The organism is Lawsonibacter faecis, assembly GCF_014287675.1.
Classification (GTDB): Bacteria; Bacillota; Clostridia; order Oscillospirales; family Oscillospiraceae; genus Pseudoflavonifractor; species Pseudoflavonifractor faecis.
Window position 1 is genome coordinate 15,246 of the sequence record NZ_JACOPQ010000016.1, and the last position, 18,591, is coordinate 33,836.

12 protein-coding genes are annotated in these 18,591 nt (G+C 62.7%); 6 read left to right on the top strand and 6 right to left on the bottom strand.

The features are described from left to right. The first annotated feature begins 22 nt into the window (after positions 1–22). The 6 genes from H8S62_RS15845 to H8S62_RS15870 all read left to right on the top strand — a co-directional run bounded on the left by H8S62_RS15845 (position 23) and on the right by H8S62_RS15870 (position 10,880). A complete protein-coding gene (locus H8S62_RS15845; RefSeq protein WP_186920243.1) occupies positions 23–1,717 on the top strand; it encodes an MFS transporter in 1,695 nt (564 codons plus the stop codon). A 150-nt stretch (positions 1,718–1,867) separates the two neighbouring features. After that, the gene (locus H8S62_RS15850) at positions 1,868–4,972 is read left to right on the top strand and encodes a beta-glucosidase (RefSeq protein WP_186920244.1); all 3,105 of its coding nucleotides are present in this window, start codon (positions 1,868–1,870) and stop codon (positions 4,970–4,972) included. A gap of 15 nt (positions 4,973–4,987) precedes the next feature. Next, positions 4,988–5,419: a hypothetical protein gene (locus tag H8S62_RS15855; RefSeq protein ID WP_186920245.1), complete on the top strand. Its 432-nt coding sequence runs from the start codon at positions 4,988–4,990 to the stop codon at positions 5,417–5,419. Between the two features lie 159 nt (positions 5,420–5,578). Beyond that, complete coding sequence (locus tag H8S62_RS15860; protein WP_173023905.1) at positions 5,579–6,292, top strand: response regulator; 714 nt, start codon at positions 5,579–5,581, stop codon at positions 6,290–6,292. Between the two features lie 63 nt (positions 6,293–6,355). Continuing rightward, entirely contained in the window at positions 6,356–7,699 is a 1,344-nt protein-coding gene (locus H8S62_RS15865; RefSeq protein ID WP_341481074.1) for an ATP-binding protein, read from the top strand. 154 nt (positions 7,700–7,853) lie between these two features. Next, positions 7,854–10,880, top strand: a complete 3,027-nt coding sequence (locus H8S62_RS15870) for a glycoside hydrolase family 3 N-terminal domain-containing protein (protein WP_186920246.1) — start codon at positions 7,854–7,856, stop codon at positions 10,878–10,880. Between the two features lie 344 nt (positions 10,881–11,224). Here H8S62_RS15870 and cas2 read toward each other — a convergent pair whose 3' ends face one another. The 6 genes from cas2 to H8S62_RS15900 form a co-directional block, all read right to left on the bottom strand. Beyond that, the gene (gene cas2, locus H8S62_RS15875; RefSeq protein ID WP_173023903.1) at positions 11,225–11,509 is read right to left on the bottom strand and encodes a CRISPR-associated endonuclease Cas2; all 285 of its coding nucleotides are present in this window, start codon (positions 11,507–11,509) and stop codon (positions 11,225–11,227) included. 357 nt (positions 11,510–11,866) lie between these two features. Beyond that, positions 11,867–12,688, bottom strand: coding sequence for a polysaccharide deacetylase family protein (locus H8S62_RS15880; RefSeq protein WP_155146777.1), 822 nt, complete (start codon positions 12,686–12,688; stop codon positions 11,867–11,869). A 487-nt stretch (positions 12,689–13,175) separates the two neighbouring features. Continuing rightward, a complete protein-coding gene (locus H8S62_RS15885) occupies positions 13,176–13,868 on the bottom strand; it encodes a polyphosphate polymerase domain-containing protein (RefSeq protein ID WP_155146779.1) in 693 nt (230 codons plus the stop codon). After that, the gene (locus H8S62_RS15890) at positions 13,865–15,289 is read right to left on the bottom strand and encodes a glycosyltransferase family 2 protein (protein ID WP_243141907.1); all 1,425 of its coding nucleotides are present in this window, start codon (positions 15,287–15,289) and stop codon (positions 13,865–13,867) included. Before H8S62_RS15890 ends, H8S62_RS15885 begins: the two co-directional genes overlap by 4 nt. Continuing rightward, positions 15,276–16,409: a HEAT repeat domain-containing protein gene (locus tag H8S62_RS15895; RefSeq protein ID WP_155146783.1), complete on the bottom strand. Its 1,134-nt coding sequence runs from the start codon at positions 16,407–16,409 to the stop codon at positions 15,276–15,278. Before H8S62_RS15895 ends, H8S62_RS15890 begins: the two co-directional genes overlap by 14 nt. Further along, on the bottom strand, positions 16,406–18,532 hold the full coding sequence (locus H8S62_RS15900; RefSeq protein ID WP_155146785.1) for a hypothetical protein: 2,127 nt from the start codon (positions 18,530–18,532) through the stop codon (positions 16,406–16,408). The genes H8S62_RS15895 and H8S62_RS15900 overlap by 4 nt, the downstream gene beginning before the upstream one ends. Positions 18,533–18,591: the final 59 nt, after the last annotated feature.

The window sequence follows — 18,591 nt, forward strand, 5'->3', positions numbered from 1 at the left end:
GGAAACAGAGAAGAGGAACATCATGAGTCAATCATCGAGCAGGTTTTTTGACAGTCCCCTGGCGCGGACCAAAATTACGTCCGCCAATGTGAAGCCCAGGGAGATGCTGCTGGGGTATTTCGTGGGACCCTTCTGCGCGTTTATCTCCAACGCCATCTTCGGCTCCTACCTCAACCGGTACTACTCCGATGTGCTGGGCTGGACGGACACCGCGCGGTTTGGCGTGTTCTCCGCCATGCTGCCCATCATCTCGGTCATCTTCGTGATTCTGGGCAATCTGGTGGTGGGACGCCTCATCGACAACACCCGCACGCCCCAGGGCAAGGCGCGGCCCTATCTGCTGCTGTCCGCGCCCCTGGTGGCCGTGGCCATCGCCCTCCTCTTCCTCACGCCGGAGAGCGGCAGCCCCATGATGCAGATGGTGTGGATTGCGGTGTCCTACAACCTCTACTACGCGGTAGCCTATCCCTTCTTCTACACGGCCCACAGCTCCATGGTGGCCCTGTCCACCCGCAATTCGGGCCACCGGGGAATGCTGGCCACCTTCTCCAACGCGTCCGGCGTGGCCGCCGTGGGCATCGGGGCCAGCATCCTGGTCCCCACCTTCCTGCAGAGCTTCCTCTTCGTGGAGCACGACGGTGTGATTGATCAGGCGGCCAGCTACCAGAACTGGCGCATCGTCATGATCGCGCTGTGTGTGGTGACCCTCTGCGGTATTCTGCTGGAGTACTACTTCACCCGGGAGCGCATCACCGAGGAGAACATGAAGCTCAACATCAAGGAGGAGAAAATCCCCATGCTGCAGCAGCTCAAGGGCTGCGTCAGCAGCAAGTACTGGTGGATCATCATCCTCTACTTCCTGCTCTTCCAGTTCGGCGGACTGGTCAAGAACGGCTCCATGAGCTACTACTGCCGCTGGATGTTCGACGGCGTGGCCACCGAGGCGGCGGCCGGTGCGGCCATGGGCACCCTGGGCCTCATCGGCGGCCTGCCCACCGCCATCGGCATGGTGCTGGCGTGGCCCATCGCCAACAAGCTGGGCAAGCAGCGCTCCGTGGTCATCGGCCTGGCCATCTCCGTGCTGGGCGGTCTGGTGAGCTTTATCGATTTACATAACTTCGTCCTGGTCTGTGCGGGAATCATCCTCAAGGGCGTCGGCTCCATCCCGGCCATGTACGTCACCCTGGCGCTGCTGTCCGATGTGCTGGACCATCTGGAGGCCCGGAACGGCTTTCGCAGCGACGGGTTCACCATGTCGGTCTACGGGGCCATCATGGTGGGCATGACGGGGCTGGGCAACGGCATCATCAACGCCCTGCTTACCATGAGCGGCTACAACGCCGCGGCAACCGCCCAGAATGCCGCCGTGCAGGGGATGCTGGCGCTGTGCTTCCTGGGGATTGAATTGGTCTGCTACGCGGCGATTGTGGTGCTCATGTTGTTTCTCAAGGTGGAGAAGCACGTCAAGGAGGACCAGGCGGTCATTCTGGAGCACCAGAAGGCGGCGGTCCTGGCCGCCGGCGGAAAGTGGATTGAGCCCGACCAGCGCCTGCGCATGGAGCAGGAGGAGGCCGAGAGAGCCGCCGAGGAGGCCCGCAAGGAAGAACTGAGGGCCTGGTGCGCGAAGAAGGGCCTCAGCTACGACGACGAGGAGGCCAAGTACCAGAAGAAGCTTTCTGAGAAGAAGGCGAAGGCCCAGGCAAGGAAGAAAAAGTAGGGAGCGCGTTTGCGGACTCAGCCGGGGCGGAACCCCGCCGGGGGAGGCATGGGGGCAGAGAATGCGCCCGGAATTCAGTAACGTACCGCGGCGGGCGACGGCGGCCCGGGCGGGTGTTAATAAGTCACTCAGACAAAGAGGAGGAACAATATGAACGAGAAGAAGCAGAACGGCTCGGGTAAGCGCCGGGTCTGGCGCGGCCTGACGACCCTGCTGGCGGCGCTCCTTGCATTCGTGCTGGCGGCCTCGCCCGTGGTGGCGGCCAACCGTACCGACATCGACAAATTCCTCGGCACGCAGAGCACCAAAATTGAGACGGACACCTCCACCGGCGAGAACCCCTACACCTACCAGTCCGATTACAAGAGCACCACCGAGCTGCTGGATGCCATTGAGGACCTGGGCGAGCGCATGAACGAGGAGGGCAGCGTCCTCCTCAAGAACAACGGTGCGCTCCCCCTCACCCAGGAGGAGACCCAGAAGGTGACGCTGCTGGGCTTCTCCAGCTACTACCCCGTCCAGGGCGGCGACATGGGCAGCAGCCTGGCCGTCAACACCGGCACCGACGCCGACACGGTGGACCTGGTGCAGGCCTTCACAGCCAAGGGCTACGGCCTGAATCCCACCATGGAGACGGTGTACAAGAGCCTGGAGGACACCTTTAAGACCGAGGTGGAGAGCTGGGGCGGCACCCAGACCTACTACCGCCAGACCGCTCCTGCCACCGACGGCGTCTTCACCAGCCACGAGCCGTCCCAAGCCGCGCTCAGCGGGGCGGACGCGGACTGGAAGGACAGCATGGACGACTACAATGTGATGATTGTCACCATCGCCAGGGCGGCCGGTGAGAACCGCAACTACATGCCCGGCGAGGCCGGCGTGGACCCCGCCCAGAACCTGAACCAGACTGATCCCCTGGGACTCTCCGACGACGAGCGGGACATCATCTCCGCCGCCGTGGAGGCCAAGGCCCAGAACGGCGGCAAGGTGGTGGTTCTGCTCAACAACGCCAGCGCTATGGAAATTGATGAGATTAAGCGCAACGACGGAGTGGACGCCATCCTGGAGATCGGCCTGCCCGGCGGCTACGGCTTTTACGGCGTGGCCGATATTCTCAGCGGCGCGGCCAATCCCTCCGGCCGGCTGGCCGACACCTACGCGGTGGTGAACGCCAATTCCCCCGCCGCCCAGAACTACGGCAACTTCCCCTACACCAACGCCAACCAGGAGCTCTATATCAATTCCGCCCTGGTGGAGGCTGAGAGCATCTACGCGGGCTACAAGTACTACGAGACCCGGTACGCCGATGTGGTGCTGGGCCAGGGGAACGCCGCCGACGCCGCCGGAAGCTCCACCGGCGGAGCCTGGAGCTACGACAGCGAGGTGTCCTATCCCTTCGGCTACGGTCTCTCCTACACCACCTTCACCCAGACCCTGGACAGCCTGAATGTGGATTTGGAGGCCGGGACCGTCACCGCCCAGGTGACCGTCACCAACAACGGAGCCGTGGCGGGCAAGGACGTGGTACAGCTCTACGTGAGCGTGCCCTATACCGACTATGATAAGCAAAACGGCATTGAGAAGGCCGCCATCCAGCTGCTGGACTACGAGAAGACCGGCGTGCTGGAGCCCGGAGGGTCCCAGACCGTGACCATCACTGCGGATGCGCAGTACATGGCGAGCTGGGACTCGGGCAGCGACAACGCCGCCGGGACCAAGGGCTGCTACATTCTGGACGCGGGCGACTACCGCTTCTCCATCGGCAACGCCCACGAGGCTGTGAACAACATCCTGGCCGCCCAGGGCAAGACTGCGGCGGACGGCATGACCGCGGAGGGGAATGCCGCCAACGTGAAGACCTGGAACCTGGGCGCGCTGGACAACACCACCTTCGCCCGGACCAAGAACGGTACCGCTGTGGAGAACCAGCTCCAGGACGCAGACCTGAACCACTATTTGCCCGGCACCGTCACCTACCTCTCCCGCAGCGACTGGGCGGGCACCTGGCCCAAGACCTACAGGGACCTGACCGCCAACGAGGCCATGCTGGCCCAGCTGGACAACGACACCTATGAGATTACCGCCCAGGGAGATCCGTCCAGCGTCACCTTCGGCGCGCAAAACGGCCTGACCCTGGCGGACCTGAAGGGCGTGAGCAATCTCAGCGACATCCGCTGGTCCACCCTCATGGACCAGATCACCCTGGAGGAGTGCATGATCCGCACCGGTTTCGGCGGCACCAGCACTAAGGTAATCGAGTCCATCGTCTCCCCGGAGACCATCCAGAACGACGGGCCCAACGGCATCAACTCCTATACCCTGGGACAGTACGCCAATACCGACGCCTCCTCCGGCGACCCCTGCGCCGTGGACGAGAGCGACCCCAACCTGGCTTACAAGTTCGGCACTATGTCCAATGAGACCGTCATCGCCCAGACCTTCAGCAAGGAGATGGCGGCGGAGTACGGCAGAGTCATCGGCAACTACTCCCTGTGGTCCAACCTGACCATCTTCTGGGGCGCGGGCACCAACCTCCACCGCGTGCCGTACAACGCCCGCAACCACGAATACTACTCCGAGGACCCCATCCTCAGCGCCTACCAGGGCGCGGCCTACATCGCGGCGGGCATGGAGTACGGCTGCATCATCGCACCCAAGCATTTCGCTTACAACGACACTGAGATCAACCGCTCCGGCATCAGTGTGTTCTTTACCGAGCAGCAGGCCCGCGAGAACGAGCTGCGGGGCACCCAGGCCTGCATTGAGGACGCCAATGCCCTGGGCGTCATGACCGCGTTCAACCGCATCGGCGTCACCGCCGGCAACGCGCACTACGGCCTGCTGATGAACATCCTCCGGGGCGAGTGGGGCTTCAAGGGCCTCATGAGCGAGGACTTCATCACCAACTCCGTCTACAGCGTGCTCAAGGAGGCCGTCCACGCCGGCGTCACCATGACCTGCAACACCGGAGACAGCACCATGGCCGCCGTCTCCGAAAAGTGGAGCTACTGGACCGTGGAGAACGTCAGCAAGGACGCGGGCCTGATGCAGGACCTCAAGAACGTCTTGACCTGGCAGAACTACGCCATCGCCAACTCCAATGCCATGGACGGCCTGTCCTCCTCCTCCAGGGTGGTCAGCGTCCGTACCTGGTACGACAACGCCCTCACTGCGGCCCAGATCGTTCTGGCCGTCCTCACCCTCGGCGCGGCTGTCATGTACGTCAAGTCCGCCAAGGGCAAGGACGAGGCATAAGAAGGAGGTAACGACATGGGATTTATCAAAAAACAGTCCGCGGGCTTCTATCTCACCGCACTCTCCGCCGTGCTCGCCGTGGCGGGCATCGCGTTCTACCTGGTCAACTGTAAGACCGCATACTTCGCCAACTTCGGCGTCAACGCCGTGGTGGTGGCCTGCGCGGTCCTCGCCGTGGCGGTGCAGATTGCGCTCATCGCGGCCTCCCAGGTGATGGGCGGCAAAAAGGCGCTGGACGTGCTCTTTATTGCAGCAGCCGTGCTCCTGGCCGTGGCCTTCGTCACCTTCGTGGGCGCCCGGGTGGCCAGCATCGCAACCATCATGACCTTCGAGAACAACGCCTCCACCATGGCCGACCTCACCAGTGCGCTGGTGGGCCTGGTGTGCATGGTCCTGGCAATGGTGGCCAGCATCGCGGCGTCGTTCTGCAAGGTGGTAAAGAGCTGAGAGGCCCAGTGAAATAGCGGACAGCGGGGACCCCGCGCCAGTAGGCGCGGGGTCCCCGCTGTCGTTTGTGGGAGGGATGGGAGACGGCGGGGCCGCGGCTTTACGCGGGGGACGATTTAAGGTATAATACCACCAAACAAGAGCGGGGGGGCGGGACATGTGCTGAGCACGCTGCGGGTGGCGATTGTGGAGGACGAGGACGCTGCGGCGCGGGATTTGGAGGACTGCCTGACCACCTACTGCGCCAGGCAGGGTATTTCCTGCACGGCGGAGCGCTTCCGGGACGGCGCGGCCTTTCTTGACCAGTACGCGCCCCGGTACGACATCATCTTTATGGACATCAAAATGCCGGGCGTGGACGGCATGTCCGCCGCCAGAGCGCTCCGCCGCGCGGACAGCGTGACCACCCTGATCTTCGTCACCAGCATGGTGCAGTACGCAGTGAAGGGATACGAGGTGGACGCGCTGGACTTCATCGTAAAGCCCGTGCAGTACTTCTCCTTTGAGATGAAGATGAAGCGGGCCGTTCAGGCGGTGAGCCTGAAGCGGGGTCGGGAGGTGCTGCTCAGCGTGGGCGGCGTGGTCCGGGTGCTGCCGTCTTCGGCCATCTACTATGTGGAGGTCATGAACCACGACCTCACCTACCACACCAGCGAGGGGGACTTCACCGTGCGGGGCAAGCTGAGCGCCGTGGAGCAGGAGCTGCCGGGGGAGGCCTTTTTCCGGTGCAGCACCTCCTACCTTGTCAATCTGCAGCACGTGACCCAGGTGGAGGGCGAGCTGGTACGGGTGGGGGGCGGAGACGTGCGCATCAGCCGGGGCAGAAAGAAGGCGTTGATGGCCGCCCTGGCGGCCTACTTGGGGAAGCACTGATTCCATCCCGCCGCCGGGTTCCGGCGGCGGGGGAGCCGGCGCCTGCCGGGGAGGAGGGAGCGCGTGATCACCGGACTTGTTCAGTATAAATTCCTGTTTATGGCCCAGCTCCTGCTGGGGGAGGGGATGTTCCTCCTGCGGCTGGAGCGCAGGGGGTGCTTTGGCGTCCGGGCGGTGGGATGCGCCGCCGCGCTGCTGGTGATCGCGGGGGTATTTCCCATTGTGCAGTATACCGCCTGGTATGTGTCCTTCCTGTTTCTGGCTCTCTTCGTCTGCACCCTGCCCGCCATGCGCCTGTGCTTCGACGAGCCCTGGGAGAATCTGCTGTTCTGCGGCATTGCGGGGTACACCGTGCAGCACCTGGCCTACCTTCTCTTCACGGTGATTGGCGAGGTCACCCAGATGCACCTGCTCTTCGGCGGTGTGCCGGACCCCTACAGCAGCGCGGCGGTGGACCTGAGCATGTTTTCGCCGGTGCAGATAATATTTTATGTCAACTGCTACTTCCTGGTCTATGCCTGCACCTTCGAGCTCTTCGACAGAAAGCTCAAGGGAAACCACGACCTCCACCTGGGGCGCACCAACCTCATCTGCCTGTCGGGCCTGCTGATCGCGGCGGACGTCATCTTCAACATGATCACCAACTACTATACCACCGCTTCCAGGGCGTCGCTGCTGCTGGAGCGGGGATATAACGTGCTGGTGTGCGTGCTCATCCTGGCGCTCTTATACAACCAGCTCTCCCGCCGGGAGCTGAAGGCAGAGCTGGACGGCGTGCAGCACATCCTGGAGCAGGGGAAGAAGCAGTACGAACTGGCCAAGCAGAACATCGACCTCATCAACATGAAGTACCACGACCTCAAGCACCGGAGCGAGGCACTCTCCGCCCGGGGCGCGGCGGCCCTGGAGGAGAAGGCGGAGCTGGATCGGGCGCTGGAGGGGTACTCCGCCCTGGTGAAGACGGGCAGCGAGGTGCTGGACGTCATCCTCAGCGAGAAGATGCTCCTCTGCCGGGAGAGGGGTATTGAGATGACCTGCATGGCGGACGGACAGGGGCTGGGGTTCATCAGGACCCACCACCTCTACGCCCTGCTGGGAAACGCCATCGACAACGCCGTGGAGGCGGTGGAGGGGCTGCCGCAGGAGAAGCGGGTCATCAGCCTGTTCGTCAGAAGTCTGGGAAATCTCGCCCACATCCATGTGGAGAACTATTATGAGGGGCCCCTCGCCCTCCGGGGCGGACTGCCCGCCACCACCAAGGGGGAAAAAGACTACCATGGGTACGGGATGCCCAGCATGAGGGCCATCGCCGAGCAGTACGGCGGTACGCTGTCCATCAGCGCCGAGGGCGGAATTTTTCTGCTGGATATCATTATGGCACAGCAGGGGGACGCGGGGGATTCGTGAAGCGCCCCCGCAGGGCGGCGAGGACGGGAGCTGCTTAACCAACCACGCCGCTTTTTACGCAAACTGCGACAAAAATATTTCTTTGCCCGGGCACGGCCCGGTATAATGCCTGTGACGACCCGGTCACGGGCATTTTTGGTTAGGGGGAATTTACGTGAAGGTCTGGAGAGGCTTGCGCACGGTTATTGCCAGTATCCTGATTCTGGTGACGCTGGGGGTGGCGGTGGGGGTCAACGTCCTGGTGCCGTCCTTCGGCGTGATGGTGAAGAACCTGCTGGGCTACGAGGTGAAGGTCAGCGCGCCCGCCGGGGCGGAAGGGCTGGACCTCAATTACAACAAGGCGGACTACACCAAGGAGACCATCAAGAGCGCGGAGCAGGCGCTCAATGGGGAGATTGTGGGCGAGGGGCTGGTGCTCCTGAAAAACGAGGGATATATGCCCTATGACCGGGGGACCTCCTTCAGCTTCTTCGGTCAGGGGGCCGCCAATCTGAGCGGCGGCAGCTTCCTGGGCCTGGGCGGCAGCAGCGCCACGCTGAAGAGCAGCTTTGAGGCGGAGGGCTTCACCGTCAACGACGGGCTGTGGAAATTCTACACCGAGGGGAAGGGTAAGGGCTACGGCCTGGGACCCGGCTCCGTGGGCTTCGGCGACGCGGAGGACTTCTCCATCAACGAGTGCCCTGTGTCTGTGCTCCAGGCGGAGGCCGGGCTGGAGGACACCTATGCTGGAAGCACCGCCGTCTTTGTCTGGGCGCGGAAGGCCGGCGAGGGCCGGGACCTGCCCCGGTCCATGTACAACCACACCGATGTGCCCGAGGACCAGGTGAAGAGTTATCTGGAGCCCAACTCCACGGAGCTGGAGCTGCTGGACTACCTCAACGAGAAGTTTGACGACGTGGTGGTGCTGGTGAACGCCACCGCCGCCATGGAGCTGGGCTGGGTGGAGGACTTTGAGAACATCCACGCCGTCCTCTTCGTCCCCAGCCTGGGCAGCAACGGCATGGAGGCCCTGGCGGGTATCTTCAGCGGCGCGGTAAACCCCTCCGGCAAGACGGTGGACACCTTTGCCTACGACGCCATGAGTGCGCCCGCCGCTCAGAACTACGGCGACTACCAGTATGTGGACGGAAACGGGCAGTTCACCAAGTACAACTACGTGAGCTACTTGGAGGGCATCTACGTGGGGTACAAATACTACGAGACCCGCTACGAGGACGCGGTGCTGGGCCAGGGCAACGCCGGGGACTACGACTACGCGGACACGGTCCTCTACCCCTTCGGCTACGGCCTCTCCTACACCAGCTTCGGCTGGGAGAACTACAGGACCAGTTGGAGCGGAGAGCGGTGCACCGTCACCGTGGACGTGACCAACACGGGAAGCGTGGCGGGCAAGGACGTGGTGCAGGTCTACGCCCAGAGTCCCTACACGGATTATGACAGACGCAACCGGGTGGAGAAGGCGGCCGCAGCGCTGGTGGGGTACGCCAAGACCGGTCTGCTCCAGCCCGGCGAAAAGCAGACCGTCACCGTGACCTTCGACCAGGAGCAGCTCAAGAGCTATGACTATGTGGGCGCAAAGACCTACATCCTGGACGCGGGGGAGTACTACATTACTGCCGCAGCGGATTCCCACGCAGCCGTCAACAACATTCTGGCGGCCAAGGGCAAGGGCGTGTCAGACGGCATGACGGCTGCCGGGAACGCCGCGCTGGTAAGTTCCTTTGTCCCCGCCAACGCGGACACCGACGTGTCCCTCTACGCCGTGGACAGCCACAGCGGCACGGCCGTCACCAACCGGTTCGACTTTGCGGACGGCGGCCACACCTACCTCTCCCGCAGCGATTGGCAGGGCACCTGGCCTGCCCACGACGGCGAGGTGAGCGATGTCATCAGCACCTGGGGCAACGAGATTAACGGCACGGACGGGAGCGGAAAGAGCGCATCCTACGTCTACATCAAGACCGTCAGCGATGAAGATTTGGCCCAGCTGGACTCCAACGATTCGCTGAACCCGACCGACCCGGATACCTTCACCGAAACCCCGGTCTATCGCGCTCAAAACGGCGTGCAGCTCATCGACCTGCGGGGGAAGGACTACGACGACCCCCTCTGGGAGGACCTGCTGGACAACCTGAGCCCCGCCGACTACCAGAAGGCCATTACCCTCTCCGGCTACGAGACCAGCGCAATCCCGGCCATCGGGAAACCCTCCGCCATGGATGCGGACACTGCCAGCGGCCTCATCTACGGCGGCACCGGGGCCATGTACATGGGTATGCTGGTGCTGGCCCAGACCTGGAATCCCCAGCTTGCCGAGGATTACGGCGTGATGATCGGTAATGAGGCCCTGCTGGGCGGGGCCGACGGCTGGTACGCCCCCTCCATGAATATCCACCGCCTGCCCTTCAGCGGCCGGAACAACGAGTACTACTCCGAGGACGGCTTCCTCTCCGGCGTGGTGGGCGCCGCCTCCAGCCGGGGCGCGGCCAGCAAGGGGATGTACGTCTTCATCAAGCACTTCGCCCTCAACGATCAGGAGAACCACCGGGGCGACCGGGACGGACAGTTCGGCGTCGCCACCTGGTCCAACGAGCAGGCAATCCGGGAGGTATACCTGAAGCCCTTTGAAATGTGCATTAAGAACGACCCCATTACTCTGAACTACGTGAAGAGCGACGGCAGCGGCGGGTACGTCGGCGCCAGCCGGGAGATGGCCCCTGTCAATGCCATCATGACCGCCTTCAACCGTATCGGCTGCACCTGGACCGGCGGTGCGTACCCCCTCATCACCGGCGTGCTGCGGGAGGAGTGGGGCTTCCGGGGCTTCGCCCTCACCGACAACGCCAACACAGGCCTCTTTATGGATGCCTGGCAGATGATTGAGGCCGGAGCGGACGCCAAGCTGACCGCTGAGAAGGGCAGCGCACGATGGACCTTTGATGAGAATAACCCCGCCCACTACCACTACGGACGGCAGGCCATGCACAATATCCTCTACACCATCGCCAATTCCAAGGTCATGAACGGAGCCATGCCCGGCTCTGTCTTTACCGAGTCCATGCCCAATTATCAGAAGATTTTGATCGCGATGGATGTGGTGGCCGCCCTGATTGTGGCCGCGCTGGCGTGGTTTATCGTCAGGGGACTGCGCAAAAAGAAAAAGGGTGCCGTGCAGAGCTGAGAGCGTTTAAACTGATATGGGAAGGGAGCCGCCCCATCCGGGGCGGCTCCCTTTGCGGCTGCAGGGAAAATGATTCTATATGCGCCCCGCGGGGGGAGCGACAATTGAAGGTCGTCACAGGCAGGTTGTTGATCTTATTTCAATCCACGCTCCCCGTGGGGGGAGCGACAGCACAAATAGACAAATAACCACTTTTATAATTAGCAAAGATTATAGATAGAGGGTAAAGCAAACGAGGAAAAACCGTGAATATTAAGTAATAGTTTATTTAAGGGGGTGCTTCAAAGCGAAGTAAGTAGGTGCGAACCGCCCTGGGGAAAGATGAGCGCTAGCCCTTCGCATTTTTAGATCATAACAAGTCCCTCGGGTTCGTATGAGGTTTTCACGCCGAAGGACTCTATCTTGGTTTCACATTGCTTAGCCAAATCGTAAAGACGAAGACTCTCTCTGCCCGGAACCATTACGGCACACAATTTTACCTGCAGGCTCCGGCACTGGGCGGCATCCACCAGACACTCGGACATGGAGGCCTGCACCCGCTGTCCGAAATTGACGCACTGCCTGGCGATTTGATACAGCCGCGTGCCCCGGCGGTCTTGCGGGAGAACGCCGGACTGCAAAAAGGTCACACGGGGAGACTGGGGATGGGCCGGACGCGCGGGCCTGCACGGCCTGTTTTGCGACGGACTCTGTGCGAAGGAAGAAAAAAGTGTGACTGTCCATTAAGCATCTGCGCTCTTTCCAATGCTGGCAGTCGGTATGCGGCCATGCATTTTTGTATCGCAGATGGGTCGGGAAGAGGGCCCTGGCACAGCCGTTTGGGGGGGCAAGAGACGTATCCGAAGGGACACGCAGGAAAATATAATTTTGAAAACAAATAAAGCCTATATTTTTACAAAAAGTATGAATTAAATAATAAAAAGCGCAGGGACTTAAGTACTTAAGTCCCTGCGCTTTTTATGCCATTCAAAGTATGCCGGGCGCCCTTATACCGCCGGCTGCGCGGAAAAAAGACCGGAGGCCGGGGCCGGGGTGGCGGCGGGCGCGGGTGAGGCGGCCGGCAGCTGGCGGCCGGTGTGGTCGATGGTGTAGGGCTGGGGGAGGATGATTTGGGAGATGGGGACAAAGGTATATCCCTCCTGGAGAAGCGCCTCAAGGATGCCGGGCAGGGCCTCGGGCGTGTGGAGGGCGGCGTTGTGGAACAGGACGATAGACCCGGGCTGGACCCCCTTCACCACCCGCTGTGTGATTTCGCCGGCGGGGAGGTCCTTCCAGTCCAGGCTGTCCACATCCCACTGGATGGGCTCCATGCCGATAGAGCGGATGGCGGAGATCACGTTGTCGTCGTATTCGCCGTAGGGCGGGCGGATGAGGGTGGGGCGCACGCCGGTGACGGCCTCAATTTTGTCGTTGCAGGCCTCCACATCGGCGATGATCTCCTCCCGGGAGAGTTTGGACATATGGGCGTGGGAGTTGGAGTGGTTCATCACCTCATGGCCCGCATCGGAGAGGGCCTTTACAGATTCAGGGTATTTGTCCACCCAGTCGCCTACCACGAAGAAGGTGGCCTTTATGTTGTACTTGGCCAGGATGTCGATGAGCATCTGGGTGTCCTCGTTGCCCCAGGCGGCGTCGAATGAGATGGAGACCATCTTCTGGTCGCGCTGAACGCAGTAAATGGGCAGCTGCCGGGTAGCGGCGGCGGCGCCCACCACGGCCGGGTGGTTGACGATGTAGAACATGGCGCAGGCCGCCAGCAGGCAGGCGGCCGCAGTAAACATCTTTCGTTTGAGCAGGAAGAGCCTCATATCCGTACCTCCCCAAAATGGTTTGGTACAGACTATGTGCCTGGACAAAAATTAAGAAGCGGATAGCCCAAAATCAGCCGGGAATGAAGAAGCGATATTGGTGGAAAACGCCCGCCGGGCGAGAGAATGGGCGGAGAGGATGAGTGTGGGCAGAGCCTATTGCCGGAAGCGGCGCGCACTGGGGCTAGCGCCGGAAAAAACCATTACGACGTTGTTAGATTGACTCTTTTTCCGGTGAACACGGGGGAGGCCGAGAGGCCGAGGCGGGAGGACACACTGCCGGCGCTGCATAAAGATGTGGACGGCATATCCTCCTGTCCCATTCGGGAGAGAACAGAGTATTGAATTTCTCAACGCCAAGGGACTGTCCAACGTCCTCAACGCACGGTGCTACGAGCAAGACATAAAAGCATAAAATGGGTCCGCTTTCTCGTGAAAGCGGACCCATTTTATGCAGCTTGCAGGGCAGCGGGACGGAGGGCGCGCATTACACCACGCCGTAGCTGGCCAGCCGCCCCATGGCGTATTTGCTGGCCGAGGTCTGGGCCCGCTCGCACCTGCCCACCAGCTCCCGGACGTACTCCACCAGAAAGCCGTTGTATTTGACCTCCAGCACCACCTGGCCCTGGTCCATGACCGGGTAGAGGCAGAGGCCGGGGTCGAAGAGATCGGCGCAGCTTTCGGTGGCGTGAATCTCCCGGTCAAAGGTGATGCGGGTATCGTTCTCCGGCACCACGTAGGCCTCCCGCCGGTACTCAATGATCGCCTTGGGGCGGTAGCAGCGCATGGTCATCAGGGCGTAGCACTCGTCGGCGAAGCTGTTATGGCAGTCCAGCAGCGCTGCGTACTCCCCCCCGGCCAGCGCGGCGGCGGCCGCCCGGCTGAGCCGCAGGGAGCGCTTGAGCTGGTACTCCCCCTCCTTCTGCTTCATCTCCAGGAAAGCGTGCCCGGCGGTGGGGTCGTAGAGCCGGAGACGGAGCTTCCGCCGCAGCTCCACCCCGTCCAGCTTCTCGAAGTAGTCTCCGTCCCACAGGGTATCGAAATAGAGGGAGCGGATGGAGTAGCCCGAGTCCCCGGTGTGGGAGTCCTTGGGGAGAAGGCTCTCCAGCGTGCCGCGCAGGCGCCGGTACTCCTCCTGGGGGAGGAGGTATTTCCGCTCATGGCGGAGGACTCTTCTCATGCGCCCGCCTCCTTTTGATCGGCGTCGTCCCCGGTGAACCTGGTGCGCTGGATACGTCCCCAGCTTTTGGAATACTTCCGGTAGCCAATGAGGCCGGACAGGCCGAAGAGGGAGATGAGCTGCCGGTAGCCGAAATTCTCCACGATACAGACCAGGACGGCCCGCAGGTAATCCCCAGGGGGCAGCTTGGTGCGGTAGGTAAACACCCGGGTAAAGAAAGCGGCGATGGAGAGAACGGCGCCGAAGAGTAGACTCCACAGGTAGTATCCCAGCATAAAGGGCACGTTGGCCATGCCCAGATGATAGGCCAGGGCGACGAAGGCCAGACCCACAATCTGAATGAGGGGGGAGAAGAGCTCAAACAGGATGTAGTAGAGGAAGGAGAAGGAGCCCACAAGGCCGTACTTGGGGTTGAGGAAGAGCTGACGGTGCTTGACAATGGACTGGAACATGCCGATATGCCAGCGGCGGCGCTGCTTTCTCAGGTCTCCGAGACGGGAGGGAGCCTGACTCCAGCAGACCGCGTCGGAGGCGTATTTGATGACATAGGGTATGCGGTTGGCCCGGCAGTACTCATGGAGCCGGACCACCAGTTCCATGTCCTCACCCAGGGTGTTGGTGTCGTACCCGCCGGCCTGGATGACGGTCTCCTTCTTAAACAGGCCGAAGGCGCCCGAGATGATGAGGTTGCCGTTGAACATGTCGAAGAACATCCGCGAGGCCAGAAAGGAGCGGTCGTACTCCATAACCTGGAGCCTGGCCCAGAAGTTTTTGGGCAGGCGGTAGCTCACCAGCTTGCCGTCCTTGAGTACCGCGCCGTTGGCGATGCGGACCAGCCCGCCGCAGGCCACGGTACGGTCGTCCTCCAGGACGGTCTTGGCGATGGACTCCAGCGCGTCGTCCAGGACGGAGTCGGCGTCCATGGCGATGAAGTAGGGGAACCGGGAGGCATTGATACCCATATTCAGCGCATCAGCCTTGCCGCCGTTCACCTTGCGGATGAGGGTGATGGGTACCTTCCACGCCTGGGTCTCCCAAATCCGCTCTGCGTCCCGGCAGGGGACCCGGCGGCGGACGGGGCGGCGGATCTCCTCCATGCCGAAATAGTCGATGAGGGTCTGGGCGGTGGCGTCGGTGGAGCCGTCGTCCACCACGATGATCTCATAGAGCTTGTAGTTCTGGCTGAGAAGGGAGAGGACGGTATCCACCACAGTGAGCTCCTCGTTGTGGGCGGGGACCAGGATGGAGATGGGCACATAGTACTCGTGCTTGAAGGAATTGCGCATTTTGACCTGCTCGGTCCGGCGGGCTATCTGGGTCACGCCGACGATGACCGACAGGAAGAGCACCGAGGAGTAGACCAGCATATAGGCGAGGAAAAAGGCGTTGACGCTCTGGACGATGGTTTCAAGCGTGGGCAAGGCTTGCGCCTCCTCTCTCTGCGGCGGCCGAGTCGGCCAGCCGTCTGCGGTCCAGCATATAGCGGAGAATGTCCGCCGCATAGGGGTCCGCCCCCTCCAGCACGGCGGCGCAGGACGTCTCGCCCAGCCCCATGAAGACCAGGCTTTCCGCCGCGTTGTAGCGCACGTACCAGTTGTGGTCGGAGAGGGCCGCCAGCAGGGCCGGCGTCACATCCTCGCCGCGATAGAAGCGCAGGGCGGAGGCGGACACCGCCGCGTACTCCCAGAGCCCGCGGCGCGGCTGGGCCAGGAAGCGGAGCATTCGTGCGCGTGCGGGGGGATAGGTGCAGCGGCCGTAGTAGCGCAGAACGGCGTAACACAGCTCGTCGTCTGTGCCGGCGTCGTCCAGCAGGTGGAGCAGCTCCTCCCGGTAGTCGGCGTTTAAAAACCGCATCAGGTCCACCGTCACCAGCCGGAGGGCGGGGGAAAGGGCGGAGAACTCCGCCCACAGCCGCCCGCACAGGGCCATGCGGTCTCCACGGAAGGAGAGCAGGCCGTCGGTCAGAAGCTTCTGGCTGTGGTGGATGTCCTCCTGACTCATCCGCTTCAGGGCGCGGATAACCGCGTCCTGGCTGCCGCCCCGGTAGAGGGCGGTAAGGGCGTTCTCCCGGCAGTAGATGGAGCGCCGGTCGGCGGCGCAGGCGAGGAGGAAGGGGCCCGCCGCGGGGATATCCTGCCGGCAGGAGGCCAGCAGCCACGCGAAAGAGGCCCGGTACATCTTCTGGCTTCCGCCGTAGCGCCGGCACAGCCTTGCGAAGAGGGGACCCGACTGGGCCAGGTACCGGGCGAAGGCAGGGTCGGCCGCGGCGCTGTACCCGTCGGCCAGGTCGCAGAAGGCCAGGACGTTGTCGATGTGCCTGAGCCGCCGGAACAAATCCATCTGCAGCCGCTCGTCCGGCTCCCGGCCCTCCCGCACGCGGGTGAGCTGGCCCTCCAGCAGGGTCTGGAGGGTCGCCGAGCGCCGCTCCTGGGCGCGCTGCCGGGCATCTGCGGTGAGCATGACGAAGAGATCGAAGAGAATGGCGCACAGGCTGATGACGAGGTAGAGGTTGAGGAGGGTCCATGCCCATCCGGCGATCATGGCGCGTCCCCCTCTCCCGTCCAGAGAGCCCGGACGATGTAATAGGACTCCTTGAGCCGCTCATGGTATGTGACCTTGTTCCCCCAGCCCTTGAGGAGTCTCTCCCCCATGGGAATGGTCTCACCGCCGTCCCCGACTCCGGCCCAGAGGCGGCTGATGGACAGGTTTTCCACGCCGTAGTGGGCGTAGTAGTCGTCGTGAATCTGCATGTCCGATGGGTTGGAGAAGTTGAGCAGCTGCCAGGGGAGGCGCAGCTCGATAAAGCCCTCGCCGGGGCAGAAGTCGGCCAGGGAGTTGAAGTCGGGGCTGGCGGGGCTGCCGTTGCCCTGGGTGAGCGCGCCCGTCTCAAAGGTGGGCAAATCCACGGCCACGCCGCCCACATCCGCCGACTGGGCCACCTGGAGCACCATGCGGCTGGGAACAAAGTTGCTGGTGTCGGCTGCGGGCGGGAACTCGAAGGAATCGACGCCCGTGAGCTTGAGTCCGTACATGGCCCGCAGGCAGTCGTACCGCTCCTGGACCAGTACCCGGGAGTCCTCGGGTCCGTCCAGCACCACCAGGAAGTCGGCGGCCCGTCCGAAGGAGAGCGCCGGGTCTGCGCAGAGAGGGCTGCCGGACTTCTGCGTGGTATCGATGGGCAGATAGACGGGACCTTCTTTCACCGCCCCCCGGACCAGAAAGTAGAGATACTTCTCGTCGTACTTCATGGAGAGGGACCATTCCCCGTTCTCACACACCAGATCGGAGGCGGTCCACTCGCCGTCGTCCCCGTCCACATAGCATACGCTCTCCGCCGCGCCGGGGTCGAAGGACAGCAGGCCAAAGGACTGCTCGTTGGTCTGGCAGTCGCTCCAGTAGGCGGTCTGGGTCAGGTCCACGGCGTGCATGGTGTTCCAGGTCCGCTTGAACCACTCGTCCTGCCAGGTGAAAATCACGCACCCGGCGCACCCGGCGGACCGGATATCCCGGTACATGGCGGCGATGGCCTCCCCCTGCTCCGCCTCGGTCATGCCGCCCTGGTTGAAGCCCCGGCCATAGTCCAGCTGGGCGCAGCCCCGGGAGGTGGGCACGCCGAACTCGGACACCACCACCGGCATGGTGTGGTGGGCGGTGAGGGTCTCGAGATAGGCGCGGTAGGTGTTGCTCGCCCCGGCAGCGTCCACATAGGGCGCCAAGTCCGCGCTGTAGCGCAGATAGTCGGGGTAGTAGGGGTAGATGTGATAAGAGGCGAACTGTCCGGAGCGGAAGGCCGGGGTGGTCTTCACATGCTCCACATCCACCTGGGCGATTTTGCGAAAACGCCCGGTGGTGAGCGCGTCATATACCAGCGGGTCGGTGGTGGGCCAGTTGGCAAAGGCGATGAGCCGCTGCTCCTTATACCGCCCGGCCTCGTAGGAGGCCACCGTGTCCCCCAGCAGGGCCAGCATATTTTCAAAGGGGCTGGCATCCTCCGAGGCGTAGAAGTACTCTCCCGCGTAAGGCTGCGACCCCGCCTCCATGGAGTCGGTATAGGCCACGGTGCGGTCGTTCCACTCCACACCCAGAATATAGCCCAGCACCCAGGGGGACACGTCCCGGCGGTACTGGCCGCTGCCCCGAGTGGGGTCGTAGGACACGTTGCGCCTGCCGTGGAGGACGTCCACCACCCGGCGGGCATCCTCCAGCAGAGGGTCCAGGAAGCCGCCGTCGTAGGCGTCCATATGAGAGTCCTGGCTGTAGTCGTCCACCCAGAGGCCCTGGATGAGGTAGAGGGGATCGGGGTTATCCCGGTTATACTGGTAGAAGGCCTCGTAGAACTCCGGGCCGTTGATGGTGTAGATGCGCACGGCGTTGGCCCCCATGGCCTGAATCTGGCCGAACCAGCGCAGATACTCGTCCCTGGTCACCGCGAACTCTGTGGCAAAGTGTCCCGGCTTGCCGGTGCCCATGTCCACCCCGCGGATTTCAAAGGGGGCGGGCCCGGCGCCCGTATCCACCAAAATGGTCTTTCCCTCAGTGCCGGTAAAAGAGCGGATCTCCGCGCCGGGGCGCAGGTCCAGGTAGAGGGAGGTGTGGAAATAGAGGTAATTGCCGGCCAGCGCCGCCAGAATGAGGGCGGCACAGAGAATCAGAAATTTTCGCAAGGACGCTCGCTCCCTTCCGGTGAGGTTGACGCTGAGGCGGCGGAGAGACGCCGCGTGAG

Coding starts and splice junctions, on each gene's coding strand:
- H8S62_RS15845 (WP_186920243.1), top strand. CDS start 23: ATGAGTCAATCATCGAGCAGGTTTTTTGACAGTCCCCTGGCGCGGACC.
- H8S62_RS15850 (WP_186920244.1), top strand. CDS start 1,868: ATGAACGAGAAGAAGCAGAACGGCTCGGGTAAGCGCCGGGTCTGGCGC.
- H8S62_RS15855 (WP_186920245.1), top strand. CDS start 4,988: ATGGGATTTATCAAAAAACAGTCCGCGGGCTTCTATCTCACCGCACTC.
- H8S62_RS15880 (WP_155146777.1), bottom strand. CDS start 12,688: ATGAGGCTCTTCCTGCTCAAACGAAAGATGTTTACTGCGGCCGCCTGC.
- H8S62_RS15885 (WP_155146779.1), bottom strand. CDS start 13,868: ATGAGAAGAGTCCTCCGCCATGAGCGGAAATACCTCCTCCCCCAGGAG.
- H8S62_RS15895 (WP_155146783.1), bottom strand. CDS start 16,409: ATGATCGCCGGATGGGCATGGACCCTCCTCAACCTCTACCTCGTCATC.